The organism is Sodalis sp. RH24, assembly GCF_047324145.1.
Taxonomy (GTDB): domain Bacteria; phylum Pseudomonadota; class Gammaproteobacteria; order Enterobacterales; family Enterobacteriaceae; genus Acerihabitans.
This window is the reverse complement of sequence record NZ_CP178729.1, coordinates 291,199-309,684: the sequence shown is the minus strand read 5'-3', so window position 1 is coordinate 309,684 and position 18,486 is coordinate 291,199. Positions and strand designations below refer to the sequence as shown.

The 18,486-nt window shown below is 52.6% G+C and carries 13 protein-coding genes, 1 tRNA gene and 3 pseudogenes; 11 read left to right on the top strand and 6 right to left on the bottom strand.

Features of this window, described 5'->3' with window-relative positions:
* The first annotated feature begins 146 nt into the window (after nucleotides 1–146).
* The 6 genes and pseudogenes from ACL2XG_RS01385 to istB all read left to right on the top strand — a co-directional run bounded on the left by ACL2XG_RS01385 (nucleotide 147) and on the right by istB (nucleotide 5,424).
* Nucleotides 147–1,865, top strand: a complete 1,719-nt coding sequence (locus ACL2XG_RS01385) for an ABC transporter ATP-binding protein (protein ID WP_410014625.1) — start codon at nucleotides 147–149, stop codon at nucleotides 1,863–1,865.
* Between the two features lie 266 nt (nucleotides 1,866–2,131).
* Nucleotides 2,132–3,472, top strand: coding sequence for an anaerobic C4-dicarboxylate transporter (locus tag ACL2XG_RS01380; protein ID WP_413723073.1), 1,341 nt, complete (start codon nucleotides 2,132–2,134; stop codon nucleotides 3,470–3,472).
* Between the two features lie 133 nt (nucleotides 3,473–3,605).
* Nucleotides 3,606–3,681, top strand: a tRNA-Asn gene (locus tag ACL2XG_RS01375).
* Between the two features lie 161 nt (nucleotides 3,682–3,842).
* Nucleotides 3,843–4,232 (top strand): annotated as a pseudogene (locus ACL2XG_RS01370) (Arm DNA-binding domain-containing protein); the annotation flags it as partial.
* Nucleotides 4,226–4,662, top strand: a pseudogene (locus ACL2XG_RS01365) (IS21 family transposase); the annotation flags it as partial. The pseudogenes ACL2XG_RS01370 and ACL2XG_RS01365, both read left to right, overlap by 7 nt.
* Nucleotides 4,659–5,424, top strand: a pseudogene (gene istB, locus ACL2XG_RS01360) (IS21-like element helper ATPase IstB). The pseudogenes ACL2XG_RS01365 and istB, both read left to right, overlap by 4 nt.
* Nucleotides 5,425–5,484: 60 nt before the next feature.
* On the opposite strand, the gene ACL2XG_RS01355 reads toward istB, so the two are convergent.
* Entirely contained in the window at nucleotides 5,485–6,417 is a 933-nt protein-coding gene (locus ACL2XG_RS01355) for a LysR family transcriptional regulator (protein WP_413723074.1), read from the bottom strand.
* An 85-nt stretch (nucleotides 6,418–6,502) separates the two neighbouring features.
* Here ACL2XG_RS01355 and ACL2XG_RS01350 point away from each other — a divergent pair, with 85 nt between their 5' ends.
* Both ACL2XG_RS01350 and ACL2XG_RS01345 read left to right on the top strand, forming a co-directional pair.
* Complete coding sequence (locus tag ACL2XG_RS01350; RefSeq protein ID WP_413723075.1) at nucleotides 6,503–7,051, top strand: nuclear transport factor 2 family protein; 549 nt, start codon at nucleotides 6,503–6,505, stop codon at nucleotides 7,049–7,051.
* Between the two features lie 18 nt (nucleotides 7,052–7,069).
* Nucleotides 7,070–7,474, top strand: a complete 405-nt coding sequence (locus ACL2XG_RS01345; RefSeq protein WP_413723076.1) for a nuclear transport factor 2 family protein — start codon at nucleotides 7,070–7,072, stop codon at nucleotides 7,472–7,474.
* 281 nt (nucleotides 7,475–7,755) lie between these two features.
* On the opposite strand, the gene ACL2XG_RS01340 is transcribed toward ACL2XG_RS01345, so the two are convergent.
* The 3 genes from ACL2XG_RS01340 to ACL2XG_RS01330 form a co-directional block, all read right to left on the bottom strand.
* The gene (locus tag ACL2XG_RS01340; protein ID WP_413723077.1) at nucleotides 7,756–8,667 is read right to left on the bottom strand and encodes an SDR family oxidoreductase; all 912 of its coding nucleotides are present in this window, start codon (nucleotides 8,665–8,667) and stop codon (nucleotides 7,756–7,758) included.
* 483 nt (nucleotides 8,668–9,150) lie between these two features.
* Entirely contained in the window at nucleotides 9,151–10,035 is an 885-nt protein-coding gene (locus tag ACL2XG_RS01335; RefSeq protein WP_413723078.1) for an FAD:protein FMN transferase, read from the bottom strand.
* A 187-nt stretch (nucleotides 10,036–10,222) separates the two neighbouring features.
* Nucleotides 10,223–10,801, bottom strand: coding sequence for a nucleotidyltransferase family protein (locus ACL2XG_RS01330; RefSeq protein WP_413723079.1), 579 nt, complete (start codon nucleotides 10,799–10,801; stop codon nucleotides 10,223–10,225).
* Between the two features lie 957 nt (nucleotides 10,802–11,758).
* Here ACL2XG_RS01330 and ACL2XG_RS01325 point away from each other — a divergent pair.
* The 3 genes from ACL2XG_RS01325 to ACL2XG_RS01315 are packed head-to-tail and all read left to right on the top strand — an operon-like array spanning nucleotide 11,759 to nucleotide 15,620.
* Entirely contained in the window at nucleotides 11,759–12,247 is a 489-nt protein-coding gene (locus ACL2XG_RS01325) for a (2Fe-2S)-binding protein (protein ID WP_413723080.1), read from the top strand.
* Nucleotides 12,244–13,236: an FAD binding domain-containing protein gene (locus ACL2XG_RS01320; protein ID WP_413723081.1), complete on the top strand. Its 993-nt coding sequence runs from the start codon at nucleotides 12,244–12,246 to the stop codon at nucleotides 13,234–13,236. The genes ACL2XG_RS01325 and ACL2XG_RS01320 overlap by 4 nt, the downstream gene beginning before the upstream one ends.
* Complete coding sequence (locus tag ACL2XG_RS01315; RefSeq protein ID WP_413723082.1) at nucleotides 13,233–15,620, top strand: xanthine dehydrogenase family protein molybdopterin-binding subunit; 2,388 nt, start codon at nucleotides 13,233–13,235, stop codon at nucleotides 15,618–15,620. The genes ACL2XG_RS01320 and ACL2XG_RS01315 overlap by 4 nt, the downstream gene beginning before the upstream one ends.
* 41 nt (nucleotides 15,621–15,661) lie before the next feature.
* Here the strand turns inward: ACL2XG_RS01315 and ACL2XG_RS01310 are convergent, their stop codons facing one another.
* A complete protein-coding gene (locus ACL2XG_RS01310) occupies nucleotides 15,662–16,627 on the bottom strand; it encodes an XdhC family protein (protein ID WP_413723083.1) in 966 nt (321 codons plus the stop codon).
* 487 nt (nucleotides 16,628–17,114) lie between these two features.
* Nucleotides 17,115–18,449, bottom strand: coding sequence for an NTP/NDP exchange transporter (locus tag ACL2XG_RS01305; RefSeq protein ID WP_413723084.1), 1,335 nt, complete (start codon nucleotides 18,447–18,449; stop codon nucleotides 17,115–17,117).
* Between the last annotated feature and the right edge of the window lie 37 nt (nucleotides 18,450–18,486).

Genomic DNA, 18,486 nt, shown 5'->3' with positions numbered 1-18,486 from the left:
TATTGTCAAGACTTTACCGGCGCGACACGCCATTCCCCCTGCCCCATTGACCTTACTGGCGATTACGAGGCATTATCATTTGGTCAACATATTCATAATCATCGTAAAAGTGATCCCGCACTGCGATTTTGTCAGAGGACGCATTGATGCTCCGCCGTTTTTTTAGCTACTACCTTCCTTATAAGCGCTTGTTTGCGCTCGATTTCGGCTGCGCCATTCTCGCCGGCCTGCTTGAGCTGGGTTTTCCCATGGCGGTAAAACTCTTTATCGACAAATTACTGCCCGCCCAGGACTGGGTGCTGGTATGCGTCTCCGCCGCCGGCCTGCTGCTGATTTATTTGCTCAATACCGGGCTGATGGCGGTGGTTAACTATTGGGGCCACGCCCTGGGCGTGGGCATAGAAACCGATATGCGCCGCGAGGCGTTTAATCATCTGCAGAAGCTCTCGTTCCGTTATTACGACAATACCAAGACCGGCCACATCATCACCCACGTCACCAAGGATCTGGAGGAGGTCGGCGAAATCGCCCATCACGGCCCGGAAGATCTGTTTATCGCCCTGATGACGTTTATCGGCGCGTTTATCCTGATGGCCACCGTCCATGTGCCGCTGGCGATGCTGACCGTTATCATTGTCCCCGCCATGACCTGGCTGGTCAGCAGCCAGGGCGCGCAGATGACGGACACCTGGCGCAAGCTGTTCCGCCAGGTGGGTAATTTCAACGCCCGCATCGAGGAGAGCATCGGCGGCATCCGCGTGGTCAAGGCCTTTGCCAACGAACGCCAGGAAGAAGCCCTGTTTGCCCGTGATAACGACAGCTACCGCGCCACCAAGCTGCGCGCCTACCGCATCATGACCGCCAGCCTGACCCTAAGTTATCTCAGCACCCGCCTGGTCCAGCTGATCGTGATGGTTGCCGGCACCTGGTATGTGATCAAGGGCGAGCTAAGCTACGGCGGTTTTGTCGGTTTCCTGCTGCTGGTGGAAGTCTTTTTCCGCCCGGTTGCCAAGATTTCGGCGGTGCTGGAGAGCTATCCCAAGGGCATTGCCGGCTTTAAGCGTTTTACCGGGCTGATGGATACCGTGGCCGATATCACCGACCGCCCCGCCGCCCTGGCGGTGGACAGCCTGCGCGGCGATATCGTCTATCGCGACGTCAGCTTCGGCTACCGGGCCGATAAACCGATCTTCAGCCATCTGAACCTGACCATCCGCGCCGGCGAAACCGTAGCCTTTGTCGGCCCGTCCGGCGCGGGTAAAACCACGCTGTGCTCTTTGCTGCCGCGCTTTTATGACGTGGATGCCGGAAGCATCAGCGTGGACGGCATCGATATCCGCGATATGACCCAGGCTTCGCTGCGCGGCAATATCGGCATTGTGCAACAGGACGTATTCCTGTTCGGCGGATCGATCCGCGAAAATATCGCCTATGGCAAACTGGACGCCACTGATGAGGAAATCTGGCAGGCGGCGCGGCGGGCGCGCCTTGACGAGCTGATCGCCGCCCTGCCGGAAGGACTGGATACCCTGGTGGGCGAGCGCGGGGTAAAGTTGTCCGGCGGCCAGAAGCAGCGTCTGTCCATTGCGCGTATTTTCCTGAAGAACCCGCCAATCCTGATCCTCGACGAAGCCACCTCGGCGCTGGATACCGCCACCGAGCAGGCCATCCAGCACTCGCTGTCCGACCTGTCACGGGGACGTACCACGCTGGTGATAGCCCATCGCCTGGCCACTATCCAGCATGCCGATCGCATCGTGGTGGTGGATACGCAGGGCATTATTGAACAAGGCAGCCATAAGGAACTGCTGTTGCGGCACGGCACTTATGCCCGCCTGCATCAGGCCCAATTCGGCGCGGCCTGATTGCCGCGCGAATTAACCGAATAGCGTTGAAGTTATGTTAATGAAATAACCTCAACGGCTATTCTTTTTGACCAAAAACAATAATCATCCATTAATTACAAGACAATGCAATTATAACTCAGGGTATTATATCTTGTGACTCATCTCGCCTATTAATCAATTTTCTCGTAATAACACCCCTATCTTAGATTTGACGCAACGAATTGTGTGGTCAACAGGCCGATATTAGCGGTTAACAAAAAACGTTAACTTTCTTTGAGGAATGTATGGACTTCTTTATTCAACTGGCCGTTATTCTGGCCTGTCTGTTATACGGCGCCAGAAAGGGCGGTATCGCCCTCGGCCTCCTGGGCGGTATCGGGCTGGTTATCCTGGTCTTCGTCTTCCATCTCGAACCCGGTAAACCCCCGGTCGACGTCATGCTGGTGATTATCGCCGTGGTCGCCGCCTCCGCCACCCTGCAAGCCTCCGGCGGCCTGGACGTCATGCTGCAAATCGCCGAGCGACTCCTGCGGCGCAACCCCAAATACGTCTCCATCGTCGCCCCCTTCGTCACCTGCTGCCTGACCATCCTCTGCGGCACCGGCCATGTGGTCTACACCATTTTGCCCATCATCTACGACGTGGCGATTAAAAATAATATCCGCCCCGAACGTCCCATGGCCGCCAGCTCCGTCGGCGCCCAGATGGGCATTATCGCCAGCCCCGTGTCGGTCGCGGTGGTCTCCCTGGTGGCCATGCTCGGCAATGTGTCTTTTAACGGCCGCCACCTCGATTTCCTCGACCTGCTGGCCATCACCGTTCCCTCCACCCTGTGCGGCATCCTGGCCATCGGTATCTTCAGCTGGTTCCGCGGCAAGGACCTGGATAAGGACGAGGTGTTCCAGAAATTTATCGCCGACCCCGAAAACCGCCACTATGTCTACGGCGATACCGCCACCCTGCTCAACCAGAAGCTGCCGCGCAGCAACTGGGTGGCGATGTGGATTTTCCTCGCCACCATCGCCGTCGTTGCGCTGCTGGGCGCGATGCCTCAGCTGCTGCCGGTGTTCGGCGGCAAACGGCTGTCGATGGTATTGGTTATCCAGATGTGCATGCTGTTTTCCGGCGCCCTGATTATCATCGCCACCAAGACCAACCCGGCGGCCATCTCGAAAAACGAAGTCTTCCGCTCCGGCATGATTGCCATCGTGGCGGTCTACGGCATCGCCTGGATGGCGGAAACCATCTTCGGCGCGCACCTGGCCGAAATCGAAGCCAGCCTCGGCGCCATTATCAAGGTCCATCCCTGGGCCTACGCGCTGGCGCTGCTGGTGGTCTCGAAGTTCGTCAACTCCCAGGCCGCGGCGCTGGCGGCGATTGTGCCCCTGGCCCTGGCCATCGGCGTCGACCCGGCCTATATCGTCGCCTCGGCGCCCGCCTGCTACGGCTATTATATCCTGCCGACCTATCCCAGCGACCTGGCGGCTATCCAGTTTGACCGTTCCGGCACCACCCATATCGGCAAGTATGTCATCAACCACAGCTTTATCCTGGTGGGCCTGCTTGGCGTGGGCGTCTCCAGCCTTGTCGGCTGGATCCTGGCCGCCGCCTACGGCTTTTTATAATAATCCGCTAGAAAATCCCGCCGCATTGCGGCGGGATGCGGGCGAATGCGCAATCTCTGAGCAAACAGACCCTTTACGTCCCTTCCCCCTTTGACATCGCCCACCACCATCGCTATTATGCGAACCCAGCGATTCCTCTGTAGTTCAGTCGGTAGAACGGCGGACTGTTAATCCGTATGTCACTGGTTCGAGTCCAGTCAGAGGAGCCAAATTCTTGTTTTCATGCCGCTCCGCGAATCCTTATCTGAACTAGATTCAAAAAGTTAGCGTGAAAAACCTTCCCGATGCATTTTTGTTTTTCCCTCCGCATCGGGAGAATTTGGTGGTCAGATTTGGGGTCAAGTTGGTTCGATGACGGAGTGACCCCCAAATGTCTCTTAACGACACAAAAATCCGCAGCTCAAAACCATCCGCTAAACCCTTCAAAGTTTCCGATTCTCATGGCCTGTACCTTTTGATCAATCCCGGCGGTTCACGTCTCTGCTATATCAAATATCGCATCAATGGTAAGGAATCCCGGCTTGGCTTAGGGGCTTATCCCGATGTTTCTCTGGCTTACACCCGGCAGCAACGTGATGGCATACGCAAGCCGCTGGCGCAGAATATCAATCCAGCACAGCAACGTATCGCAGAGATAGCTGCCAGCTCCCCTGAAAAATCCTTTAAACACGTTGCATTAACCTGGCATAAAAGCAATCGAACCTGGTCACAGAACCACTCCGTACGTCTGCTTGCCAGCATGAACAATCACATCTTCCCGAAATGTGCCAACCCTACCGCGCGCAGACAAAGGGCAAGGTCGAGCGCTTCAACGGTTACTTGTGGCGTTCGTTTTATGTGCCGCCGGCAAGTCGTCTGAGCCAGAGCGGCTTGCAGCTCGATGTCGTCACCGCCAATGCCGAAGTGGCGCGTTGGCTGCGAGAAGTTGCCAACGACCGGGTGCACGGCACGACACAGGAAAGGCCGGCGGCACGGCTGGCAAAGGAAGTGCCCTGTCTACAGGCGCTGGCTGTGCCCTGGCGCGGGAATATCGCTGCTGCGCGGCCACAAGTGCAAGCCGCAAAGGAGCCCGCCCCGCCACGTCGGCCGGCAATCGTGCCTGAGCGGCTGGCAGAAACGACGCCTGAGCAGCACCCCTGGCCGTCTATGAGCAACTGCTGTTCAACGTCCGGCAAGGGATGGCGGTATGAACTTACAACATGAACGGATAGCCCGGTTGTGCGAGACTCTGAAGCTCTCCTTCATGGCACAAGGCTACGGCGCGGCGGCTCAGCAGGCGGCCAAGGATGAGACGGCTTACAGCGACTTCCTGGAGGCGTTGCTGCGCAAAGAGGTCGCGGGACGGAACGTGCGAAAACAAAGCATGATGACACGCATGGCGGGCTTCCCGGCGATCAAGACGCTGGAACAGTTCAACTATGACTTCGCCAAAGGCGTTAAGCGCAGCCAGATTGAAGAACTGGCCGGACTGGGATTTATCGAACGCAACGAGAACGTGGTGTTGGTCGGCCCCAGCGGCGTGGGCAAAACCCATTTGGCGATGGCGCTGGGTTACAAGGCAACGCAGGCCGGCATCAAAACGCGTTTTACGACAGCATCGGACTTGCTGCTGGCGTTGAGCACGGCACACGCGCAAAACGGTGATGCGCCGGGCCATCAAGGCTTACCGCCTGCTTATCATCGATGAAATAGGCTATCTACCGATGAACCGCGAGCAGGCCAACCTGTTCTTCCAGGTGATCGCGGCGCTCTACGAAAAGGGCAGTTTAATCGTGACCAGTAACCTGCCGTTCGGGCAGTGGGATGCAACGTTCGCGCATGACGCCACCCTGACGGCGGCACTACTGGATCGGCTGCTGCATCATGCCCATATCGTGCCGATTGCCGGCGAAAACTACCGACTCAAGCACCAACGGCAGGCCGGAATGGTTCATGGAAACAAAGTAGCCTGATCCAGCAGTGAAATCAGTGAAAAACCAGGACTTGCTGGTATTGATACAACCCCGGCTAAATTATCCGTTTCGCAACCAGTCAATAAATGCCCTCATCGCTGGCGATATAGCTTTACCCACGATCCAGCAAAGGTAATATCCATCAAACTGACTCTCCCATGCCTCGAGAACGCGATGAAGCGCGCCAGAGTCGAGATGAACACTCACTCTTTCCGCTGTGACCTGAGCAACGCCGATCCCCGCGATGGCAGCCCGATATTGACGTTCCCGGTCATCCACTACCAGATTTCCTGTAACGGAAATATTTTTTAACTGTCCATTAAAAGAAAACTGCCAGGGCTCTGGGGTCACCTTGCCCGGCCAACGCCAGCCAATGCAATTATGCTGGCTTAAATCTTCCGGCTGTTTAATGTTTCCACGTGCTTCAAGATAGGATGGCGCGGCCACCACTATTTGATGTAACCGCTCACCAATGGGAACCGCAACTAATCCTGGGTCAAGTACTTCACCAAGCCGTAGAGAGAGATCGAATCGTCCCGCCATAAGATCCGCGGGGCAGTCATTTATCGTGAGATCAATATGCACATCGGGGAAAGAGGCAAGAAAACCCGCTACCTTACAATCCAGAAACATTTCAGCAGCCGAACGAAAGGCATGAATTCGAATATTTCCTTTAACGATACTGCTTCGCGAATGCGCTTGCATGAACGCATCGGCAAGATTTTCCAGTAATGGCGCAGTTTGAAGATACAGCACTCGCCCCTCCTCAGTGAGACACACTGAGCGTGTGGTGCGATTTAAAAGTCTCAATCCCAAGCGCTCTTCAAGTCCCTGGATTTGTTGGCTGACCGCAGAGGCGGATATACCGAGTTTGTCCGCCACAGCCCTGAAGTTCAGTTTCTCCGCCACCATGATAAAAGTCTTAAGCGCCAAAAAATCCGAACGGCTAATCATTTCTACCTCTCTATTATTAAATTGCTCTAATAACTGCATCCAGTTATGGCTGTATTAATTAATTAAAAAGAACAATTATAATAGCGGCAATCCAGACAAACCAGCAAACTAGGAGAAGGGGCTAATGGTTGACAGAAACCGACTTACCTTAGAACAACGACTGCAGATAACGGAAGATAAGCTGGCCATTTATGAGCTTATTGCCTCTCATCCCCCCAGTGCCGACAGCGGGCTCGCTGAATATACGGCCTCTGTTTATATGGAGGATGGTGTGTTTAATCGAGGTGAAGGGTTAGATGGTGCTAAAGGCGTGAACGCGATCGCAGCATTTATACTCAGACCAGCACATGAAAAGGCAATTAAAAGCGGACTGGCACATTTTGCCGGGCTGCCGCTTATCGACTTACGAGGCGATACGGCTATTGTCACCTCCTATTTACAGCTATTACAGTTGGATCAACAGGGAGAACCACGTGAGATGGCCAACCATGGATATTCTACCGGGTATCGTATCCATCGGGTAGTGGTTAATCGTTGGGAGCTGGAACGTCACGATAATCGCTGGAAAATACGCAGCAGAACGCTTCTTCCTGTCGACGGAACCGATGCGCCGCGTCAACTGTTAGCCCGCGGTCTCTCTGATATTCTTAAAAGCACACGTCAGAATTCATAAACAGCCAGGAGATACATAATGAGTGAAGAAAATCGCCAGTTCTTATCGTCGCTTTTCCAGTCGGTAGCCAACCAAGGATGGGGAGAGAATTTTATGGCCGCATTACACGAGGATCTGGAATTTAATGCACTGGGAACTTCGCCAGTTTCAGGATGCTATCGGGGGAAGATAAACTACAGGAATAATCTTCTTAACCGCCTTGATGACAAACTGGAATCATGGCCTGTGCCGATCATCGATGCAATGATAGTTGACGGAGATTATGCCTGCCTGCGTTTCCATGCTACAGGCGGTAAAGGTAAAAACGGAGTGAACTTCAATATGCAATACTGCTGGGTACTGCGCATAAAGGATAAACAAATTGTAAAAATCTGGGGGTATTATGATTCGATCATCATGAATGCACTTTTTGAAAAGTCGTAACTAAAATTGAGTGACAGTTGTTTGATAAAAAATAAATTACCGCAAAAACATAGCTTTATACTAAAAAACAGTAGGGCTAATAATCAACTTCTATAAAAGAAGTATTGCTGAAATATAGTTATATTAAGATATTCATAAACCAGTGACGTATGCCATACTATGACCAACTCCCCTCTGGTTAATCCATCGCCAGGCTAGTAATGTTTAATGGGAAGAGATCACTGATATAAAGCCCCCGAGAGCACAGTCAGAGGAATCCATCAGCACTTCCCCGATGGAACTCAGTCTTTGAACCGCCCACGGACAGCATTAAGTTCGCGGATAAACGTGGGGGGTTCCTTGGCGAGGGGTAAACTGTCCCGGTCCCGAATGGCGTCGTAGCCGTCGATAGGATCGACCGGCAGTGCCGAGAAAAGCGGCTCCAGATCGGACTGGGCAGCGCCTTGTTCGGCGACCAGCTCAAAGGTTTTGCGATTCGCGGCAGGCGAGGTCAGCGAAGCGACGAGGACCTGGGCGATCTGGGCACGGGCAACCACACCGTCGGAAGGCGATCCGGCCCAGTGCGTGTCTCCTTGTCGCATCACGAGACGGTGCTGTTCGGGTGTATTGTAGTCAAACCATCCGGGACGAACGATGGTGTAAGGCAGACCACTGGCGCGCACAAGCCGCTCCCCACGCCGCTTCCAGTCGTGTCCGATAGTGGGTTTCGTGACACCGACCGTGGTCATCAGAGCGATCCGCGCCGGGGCTTGCAAAACGCTCAAGATGTTGCGCACCGCGCCGTAGTTCACCTGCTCGGCTCCTTGCGGATCGTTCCCGCTGATGCCATGTGTGAAGATGATGCCTGTGACGCCTGCGACCGCGTCGTGCAGTGTCTCGGCCCGGGTCAGGTCACCCACGACGACCTGGACGCCAGCGGGGAACAATTTCGCCTGGCCCGGATCACGCACCAGAGCCCTGGTCTCATATCCCTTCCTGAATGCTTCCGCGACGACCGGTCTGCCGATGCTACCGCTTGCACCGACAACCAGGACAACAGGTTTATTTGTACTCATTAGCTTCTCCGGTCCGGGATCACTTTCAGTTGATTGTAAAGCCGCCTGCGGCTGCTTCGAAGCGGCGATGGCAGTGCCGGCTAACAGTAAATGAGCAAGCATGAGCGTCAGAAATATTTTGCAGGCGAAACAATTCATGTCGCACACTCCCTGAGTGATATCAATAAGATTTTATATCGCACGGCTCCGCCATCGAGTGAATTGCTGCATTGCTTTGCCTCTTTGTCGAGACAAACCATCACCCCAGGGATCGGCGTGAGCGGGCGGTGCGGCAGTCGGTGACGCCCGAATAAGAAGCACATTGAGAACCCGAACGGAAGCGGCATTGCCAGTGGTCTGTGTTTGTCTAAATCCAGCATCGATGAATTCAAATGCGACAAACGGTCCTCATTAAAGCTATAAGGTGCAAACAGGGCATAGCGCCAAGCCGGGATGACATTTATGTCCTCACATTGAATTCTTTTTCAGCACGACCCATCTTACGTAGGAAGCTGACTTTAATTAAGAGGGTTATAACGCATTCAATGTTGAATGAAATTAATAAATAACTTCACGTCAGCGCCGGATTAACGGCTCTGGCGGTAAGCAATGTTCTGTGCAACCGTTAGCGTTTCGCAAACCTCAGAAATAGAGTTCACCTTTAAAATTCCCGGAAGCTTCTGCGTGTCCATCGGCAAACATCCTTACAAATTCGAAATCGAAATAATCCACCAGTTGTTCCAGTCCGACAAAAAACAGCGCCGTCGCCAGGCCATCCGCGGTGGCGGCATCGTCGGCAACAGCCCAGGTTGCAACGACATCTCGAACCGGTAGTCCTGTGCGGGCATCAAGCACATGATGGAGTCCATCACCCCATGCCCGTCGGTTAACTGCGGATGCACACAGCGCGCGTCCCTGTAAAGCGGCAACCCCGATCGCCATTGTGGGATTGAACGGATGCTCCAGCCCAATCCGGAGGGTGGATCTCCCAAAGTGACGGATATCACCACTGCCATCGACGACAAACTGGTCAAAACCTGCATCTCGGAGAATTTCAGAAACCATGTCCACCAGGTAACCTTTTCCCACAGCGCCAACATCGATCACAACAGCCCTGCGTGTGTTAAGCGAAGTTCCCTGACGCATAATGTCCTTCGACCAGACCGCTGTGTCACTCTCTATTACTGCGTTCCTGACCAGGTCAGGCGCGGGTTTAAGCGTATAATTTCTGTCATAACCGAGCAATTCGAGGGCACGCCCCACCAAGGGATCCACGGCACCGCCGGTTATGGCGTGCAGCCGGTCATAGAGAGAGAATAATGCGTGCGCATCCTCAGGAAAATCAAAACATCCTCCATTGGGCGCCGCGGCGATTCGAGACACCAGAGAATCTGCTCGAAAGCGCGAATAAACCGCCTCAAATAGCGCGATCCTATCAAGGATGGATTGACGCACACCGGTCCCCAATGGGATAAGCGTCTCGATTTCCCATCGGGTTCCAATGGCCTCAAATGAAAATTTTCCCATATACCGCCTTTTCAATACCCTCAAACTCCCTTATGCGCCGCGGTATGCCTTTCACCTTACCGCATGGTTTATTTCCGCGGCATAACCATGAATCAATCACACGCAGCCGAGGTCAAGGGCCGAAGCGTCCCGATGGCTATTTCCACGCCGTGACACCCTATCCATCTTGAAATTAACAATAGTTACATCAGATCACTTGTGCATCAGGCATGGGCGGCAGGTCGATATCGGTAATCACCCCGCTATCGTTAACATCTATTAGCAAGGGGGGATACCTTCTCAGCACCTCTTTTGCCCCACAATCGCCCCGCAATTGCAAAAGCACATCAATTGCCTGCGCGGAAAAACCTACCGGATGCCCTGGTTGATGACGATATACCGGCCTGACAGTCACATGCTGGTCAAGCGCAAGTGCAACTTGCTGATAAATAGCGTGGCTGACAAAAGGCATATCAGCTAATTGTACCAACCACCCTTTCCAGCCCCGACACGTATTTACCCCCGCGGCAATCGTTTCTCCAAGCCCATCGGTATCAGCACAGCTAAAAGTCACGTGGAAAGTCCGGCATATCTGATGAATTGACGTGTAAGACGAACGAGTCACAACGTGAATCGGTAGTCCAGAACGACTCGCATTGAGCAAGGTCTGCTGGAACACAGTGACGCCATTATCAAGCAGATGCTCGAGTTTGAGTCCTATACCGCCGGCTGTTCTATATCGAAGCCCGTGACCGGCGGCGGCAATCAGTATACCAACAGGAAGCATTGCCCTTGCCCTCTCGCAACACATTCGATGAATCGCCCCATAACGTACAACCGTCGATATCATGATTAACCATTATAATTATACATCTCACATCTGGAAGGTTAACTTTATTGTGGTTTAGGCATTTTGTGACTGATAATCAAGATCTTGTTAACCTTATGCTATACCTGATCAATGAACCCATGACACATTGCATCCTCTCGCCAAAACGCGGCTATCTTCATTAGGTATGAAATATTGTGTTGCCAAAGATCGGGTGGCGAATCGAGGCGTGTTTTCCAAACTCGGAATGACACAGGTATAAATTTATGTATTAAATGCTATTAATCAATGCGTTAAAGAGATTTAATCACTAAATCTATCGCCTTTTATTCATGATTTAATGGCGACACAACCAGATCATATGATGAACAGTTATGAATAATTTTCACTAAGCCTAGCAAGTTTCAACAATAATCAATTGCTGCCCACCTGTTAAACTTACACGGTGAAAATGTTTACTGAATGTCAGCGTTTTGAATTTTACGGCATAGGATAGAGACAACATGACCCTACGTTATATATGACGCTATCGCGGTTTCATGCTGTCATGATTTAAGTTAAAAAACGTTCATATCATTAGAAAATAAAGCGTTTTTAGCGATGATAATAGAAGGGATTTTAAATATTAAAAAAGTAGATGCGCGATTAGAAATCTGCACCGGTGGCTGAGATATAGCAGTTAATCGTTATTATAATAAATACTGATTACGACTCTCTATTCAGATGGGTATTTTTAGACTCAAAATTGGGTTATGTCCATGCCAAGAGTAAACGATCCGATATTTATCATTTAATGCTTACATAGCTAAATCTTATAGTAACACCTTGTCAAAGGGATATTTGCATTCGCCATTATAACGAGAGCGCAACCTTGTTGCATTCAAGATGAATCCTACTTATTACTGGAATACAAATATGGCTGAAAACATACCGTTAAACATCATTGTCAATGGTGAGCCTCATGAGCTTTCTGTTGATCCCCGGGTTACCCTTCTGGACGTGCTGCGCGAGCACCTGGCGCTGACAGGCACTAAAAAAGGCTGTGACCAAGGCCAATGTGGTGCCTGTACCGTACATATTGATGGGAAACGCGTGCTGAGTTGCCTGACCCTGGCGGCGCAAGCAGACGAAAAACAGATAACAACCATCGAGGGATTGGTCAAACGCGATGGTACTTTACATCCTGTACAGGTGTGTTTTTTGCAACATGACGCTTTTCAGTGCGGTTATTGCACACCGGGACAAATTATGTCGGCGGTGGCGTGCATCAGGGAGGGACATGCCGGATCCGAACAAGAGATCCGCGAATACATGAGTGGCAATATCTGCCGCTGCGGCGCCTATCCGCATATCGTCGATGCCATCAAACAGGCGGCCCTTGCGCTGAATAAGGAGTCGGCATGAATGAATTCTCTTACCATCGGGCACAAACTTTAGATGATGCATTGTCGCAGGTCACCCCTGAAGGCGGGCGTATTCTGGCCGGCGGCACAACCCAACTGGATTTGATGAAGTGCAATGTTGAAAAACCGCAGCGGCTTATCGATATCACCCGCCTGCCCGGTTTGAGCGACATTTTTTTCTCGGCGCAGTCCATCCGGTTCGGGGCGCTGGTACGGATGAGTGAATTGGCAGCTCATCCGGATTGCCGCAATCTCGCTCCGGTTGTTTACGGCAGTCTTTGGCAGGCCGCCTCTCCCCAGATCAGAAATATGGCGACTATTGGCGGCAACCTGCGCCAGCGTACCCGCTGCGTTTATTTTCGCGATCCGGAAACATTTTCCGCGTGCAATAAGCGTCACCCCGGATCCGGGTGCGCCGCACTTAAGGGCATTAACCGTAATCACGCGATACTTGGCGCAAGCGCCAGCTGTGTCGCGGTGTATCCGGGAGATTTGGCGGTCGCGCTCACGGCCTTCGACGCCAGGGTGATATTACGCAATACCGCCCAGCGTGAACGCAGTGTCCCTATTGGACAATTTTATCAATTACCTGGAACAACGCCTGACAAGGAACACGACATTGCGCCAGATGAGATCATTATCGCTGTCGAAATACCACGTGTTCCCGCGTTGGAACACTCCTATTATTTGAAAGTGCGCGATCGCGCGTCCTATGAGTTCGCCGCGGCCAGCGCGGCGGTGGGTATCGAACTGGATGGTCGAATGATCCGTGATGTGCATATTGCGCTCGGCGGCGTGGCCACCAAACCCTGGCGTGCAGTCCAGGTTGAAAACGCCTTGCGCGGCAAGACATTCAGTGAAGAAAACATCAGTGAAGCGGCACAGTTGGTCATCGCGGATGCCCGTCCATTGGAGCACAATCATTTTAAAATGGTGCTCGCGCCGAAGGTTATTACCCGCGCATTGCTCACCGCAGGAGGATTATCATGAAGCAAGAAACCGATAAGGTACGCCGCGGCTTGCTTAAGGCGACAGCCATTGCTTCCGTCGTCAATGGAAGCGGTATTGGTTTTGGTTCGGCGCAGGCGGCGCAACAAACCGGGACCGCCACGCCACCCGAAACCGGGAAATATGAGGCCCTGGGGGCAGCCCGCCCGAGGGGCGACGGCGCGGTGAAAGTCAGCGGAGCAGCCACCTATGCTGTTGAACACCAGGTAGCCAATGTACTTTATGGCGTCGTCATTCAATCCACCATTTCCAGCGGCCGAATTATCGGTATGCAGACGGACGCCGCCCTGAGTGCGCAAGGGGTCGTCGCCGTTTACACCCATTTAAACACGTTGAAGATACACAGACCCACGCCGATATCCCAGGGGGGAGCGGCGCAATCAACCTATACTCCGCTTCAGGATGACCGGATTATCCACAATGGGCAAAATATCGGTATTGTGATTGCCGAGACCTTTGAGCAAGCCACCTATGCGGCCTCGCTGGTCAAAGTTGAGTATCAGGAGACGCAGGCCCTGATCGCGGCGACCGATCCCAACGCCAAGCCTAAAAACATGGATGCGCTTAGCATCAATATCGGCAATGCACAGCAGGCTATGGCCACCGCCGACGTCAGAATAAGCGGCCATTACATCACGCCACGCGAATACAATATGCCGATGGAACCCCATGCCTGTATCGCCCAATGGCAAGATAACAAGCTGACGGTATGGGAGCCAAGCCAGTGGGTGGCGGGCGCCCAGGTGGAGATCGCCGAATGGATGGGCATCGACAGGAGCGATGTCCACATTATTTCTCCTTATGTCGGCGGGGGATTTGGCTCCAAACCGGTGCCCTACAGTCATGTTGCGCTGGCCTGTGCCGCGGCACGGGAGTTAAAACGTCCGGTGAAAGTGTCGTTAACCCGGCCGCAGACGTTCACCGGTTTTGGCGGACGAGCGGCGACCTCACAACATTTAGAGATGGGCGCGACGCGTGACGGCAAGATAACGGCCATTATTCACGACAGTTTTAGTGAAACATCCTTAGACGACGTTTACGCTGAGAACTGCAATCGTGTGACGGCGCGGCTGTATGGCATTCCCAATGTGCAGTCCCGCCATCGTGTCGTGCCTATCAATACCGTGACTCCGGGCTGGATGCGCGCGCCGGGAGAAAACCCCAGCGCCTTCGGTTTGGAAGTGGCGATGGATGAAATGGCTTATGCGCTTAATATCGATCCGCTTGAACTCAGGTTGCGTAATTGGGCTGATCATGACTATCAGCTCAACAAACCCTGGAGCCTGCGCCGGTTGCGCGAAGCTTACCTTGAAGGCGCGAAAGCCTTTGGCTGGGATAAGCGCAGCATGGCGCCGCGGTCAATGCGCGAAGGTCGTGAGCTCATCGGCTGGGGTATGGCCTCGGGAACCTATCCGGTAAACCTTCAGCCCGCTGAAGCAAAACTCATTTTGCAACCCGACGGCAGGTTTATTTTGCAGAGCGCCGGGGCGGATATAGGGACCGGGACCTATACCATACTGGCGCAAACGGCCGCGGAAATACTGCAAATCCCCTCAGAAAAGATAACCGTGCAGCTTGGCGATACCTTTTTGCCCAGGGCTGGTGTTGCCGGTGGCTCCCAGCTCGCTGGCAATCTGGCGGCCGCAGTGAATAAAACCTCTTCTTTGATGAAGGAGCGTTTGTTGACCTTGGCTGTCGAGACGCCGGATTCGCCGCTGCATGGGGTTGACCGCGGGCGTTTAGTGCTGGCTAATGGCGAAATCCGTATGGCGCTGCGCCCCAGTAAAACCATCACCCTATCACGATTGCTTCAGGTGGCGAATATGGACCGTCTGGAGGTGACAGGCGGCACATTTTCGCAGGATGCATCGTCTGAGGAGCGGGATAAAATTGTGGGAGCACTGAATACCATGACCCGGCCGCAGGATGTTTCCGCCCACAGCTGGAGCGCTCAATTCGTCGAAGTCAGGGTTGATCAGGATTTTGGCACCGTACGCGTCAAACGCATGGTAGGCGCCTTTGATAGTGGCCGTATTTTTAATCCCACGCTCGCACGGAGCCAATGGATTGGCGGTATGATTATGGGGCTGGGCCAATCATTGCTCGAGGAAGGCATTATCGACCCTAATAACGGTCGGGTGATCAATAATAATTTGGCTGACTATCTGGTGCCGGTCAATGCCGACGTTCCTGAGATTGTCACCATTGATGTGGGCCAGCCTGACTACAAGGCGACAACCATGGGCGGTAAAGCCGTGGGAGAATTGGGTATTGTCGGGGTTGCCGCGGCGATAAGCAATGCGGTGTTTCACGCGACCGGCAAGCGTATCAGGGAACTGCCTATCACCATGGATAAATTGATTTAATAAGGAAGGGGCTTATCACCAATAAGCCCCTATAATCCTTGCTACGGGATATGATTTTTTTCTTTAACAATATGGCACATAACCGACAAGGCAATTTCCGCCGGGGTTTTACTGCCAATATTGATGCCGATAGGTGCATGCACCCGTTCCAGTTGCTGAGAGGTTAACCCCCCTATTTCAGCCAGCCGGCGTAACCGGGTATTGCTATTACGCTCCGACCCCATCACACCCAGATAAAACGCCGGGGTATTGACCGCTTCCATTAAGGTCAAATCATCAATACGCGGATCATGCGTCAATGCCACTATTGCAGTATTGGCATGGCAACCATTGAGCTCCAGGTACTTGGCGGGAAATACATTTTTCAGGATGGCCTGGCGGTGAATGCGATGTCTGAAGTTATCAAGGATATCGTCCCGAGTCTCACATATGATGGTTTCGAAACCCAGCCCAACGGCAAATTCCATGCAACAAATGGCCACTTCTGACAAGCCGGCGATGATGACGCGCGGCGCTACCGCAATAGTCAGAACGATTTTTTCATCATGACGTTCTACCACCGTACTGCTACGCCATTCCGCTTTTTCAAGAGATTCGCAACTAAACGGCGGCGCAACGACTTTTCGCAAAGAAAATCGCCCGAGGAGCGCCTGGTGCAATTCCACAAGACGGTTTGTATAGTGCGATGCCACGGGTAAATACTCAATAAGAATATCAAGCACACCGCCGCAGGGCAATGTGCGATCAGGGGGCAACCCGCCCTCGCCATAACGGACAACCTGGCTTGCATGCCGGAACTCACCTTCCTGTATCCTGCGGATAAAATCTTCTTCGATACACCCTCCTGACAATGAACCGCAGAATTGACCTGCCATATTGATAGACATCATGGTGCCGGGTGGGCGGGGGGAAGAGCCAAACGTGTTCAATACGGTGCAAAGCCACACCGGTTGTGTTTTAATCCAATTAATTGCGTGTTCAATGACCATGATATCGAGATTTTGCATTCTTAGAGTCCCTGAAAATTTAGGTATTAAATTTTCGCGCAAGCTCAGTTAAAATATAGAAAAGCATGAACTTAGCTTCAACAAACGAAATATCAATTTGCCGTATCGCGAAACCCTTAAAGAATCCAAACACCCTATTCTTTTAGAAACATTGATTGCTAATAGAGTGACACCGCAGTAAATATAACTTTCTTTAATAAAATCAGCGAAGAACAAGAATACTTTAGTATAGCTAATAAAATAAAATTGACTATACCGATATATTGATAAGGCCTGTGAGTTTTTTTCATTAATTCAACTGGCTATTTTAGTAAAATTACATGAAATAAATATTCATCTATTATTTTTCATCGGCCATTCGGTATCTATTTCAGTGAGCATCTGAATGCCCTAGGGATATAATTGCGAATCAATCTGAAACAATTTAGCATATGACTTTTCCGCCAAATATCGGGCGACCACAGCCGTATGGCGCGAAAGCTTCATCTCAGTCAACCTCTCTATTAACAGTCCTGGATAGCGTTAGCTGGCTGCGGGTCCCAAGCCAGACACTTAAGCCGAGCCAAAGCGCGGAAAGCGGCACGGCGACGATGGAAATACCCGTCATGCTCAACCCCAGCCCCACCAGCCCGGCATAGGTCCACCCTGCGACCTGATCGCCGACGCGGTACACCACGGTATCGATGAAATTTTTTGCTTTATAGCGATCCTCGCGTGCCACCGAGGTGAACAGGACCTCGCGCGTGGGCCTTGCCAGGCTGAAATTCGTCACCCGGCGCATCACCTGTACCACGACGAATAAACCGATCGCCGGATAAGCGGCAATGCCGGCAAATCCCACCAGGCTAAACAGCGGCAGCGCGCACAGAGTAACCACCACACCCAGCCAGCCGATAAGACGTCCGGTCAGGAAAAGCTGTAAAACCAGGGTGATGGCATTCACCCAGAAATCTATACGGGCAAAAAATACCGTCCTGGCCGCGCTGTTCACAAAATTACCCTCGGCAATACTGGCCTGCTGAAAATACAAAAAGGTGGAGGTGACGCTATAAAACAACATGAAAAACGCAATGCCCAATAAATAGGGGGAGCGAAAGGTATGCGTCATGCCGGCGAACAGTCCCCCGCCCAGGGCCTTATTGGATTCGTCGCCCCGCAGGGGGCGTTGGAAGACATCGCTGACCCTGGACAGCCGGCGCGAAGCAAACACGGCCATCTCAAGCAGGATCATGGCAATGATGAGCAATCCGTTCTGCCCCACCTTGTCAACAAAACCCGCCGTCAGGCTTGAGCCCACCAAACCGCCGAGCGTCGCCCCGGCGGCCAGGAAACCAAACAGCCGCTTGCCTTGTTCACGGTCGAACACATCGACGATAAACGACCAGAATACCGACACCACAAACAGATTAAAGACGGAAACCCAAATAAAGAACGCCCTGCCGACCCACACCGATTGGCCGGGTGTGGCCACCGTCATCAGCAGCATGAAGATAAGCAGATTGACGATAAAAAAACGATAGGTTACTGCAATAAAACGCTCGCGCGGCCATCGCCGCACCGCGGCGGCAAACAGGGGATTCACCGCCAGCATCGCCAGCAGCGTGCCGGTAAAAAGCCAGGGCAAATTGCGCACGCCGCCCGCCACGCCCAACTCATCCCGAATCGGCCGCAACACATAATAAGCCAGGAAAAGGGCAAACACATACAGCCAGGACCATGCCAGCGCCGGGATCTCTTCAGGTTGGATATTAACGATCCGTCGTAACGAACCGGTGAGTGTGGTGATAACTCTTTTTTTGCCATTGATCAATTTTGTGGGCATGGCATGACTATTCCGTCGTTTTTGGGTCTATTAAGCG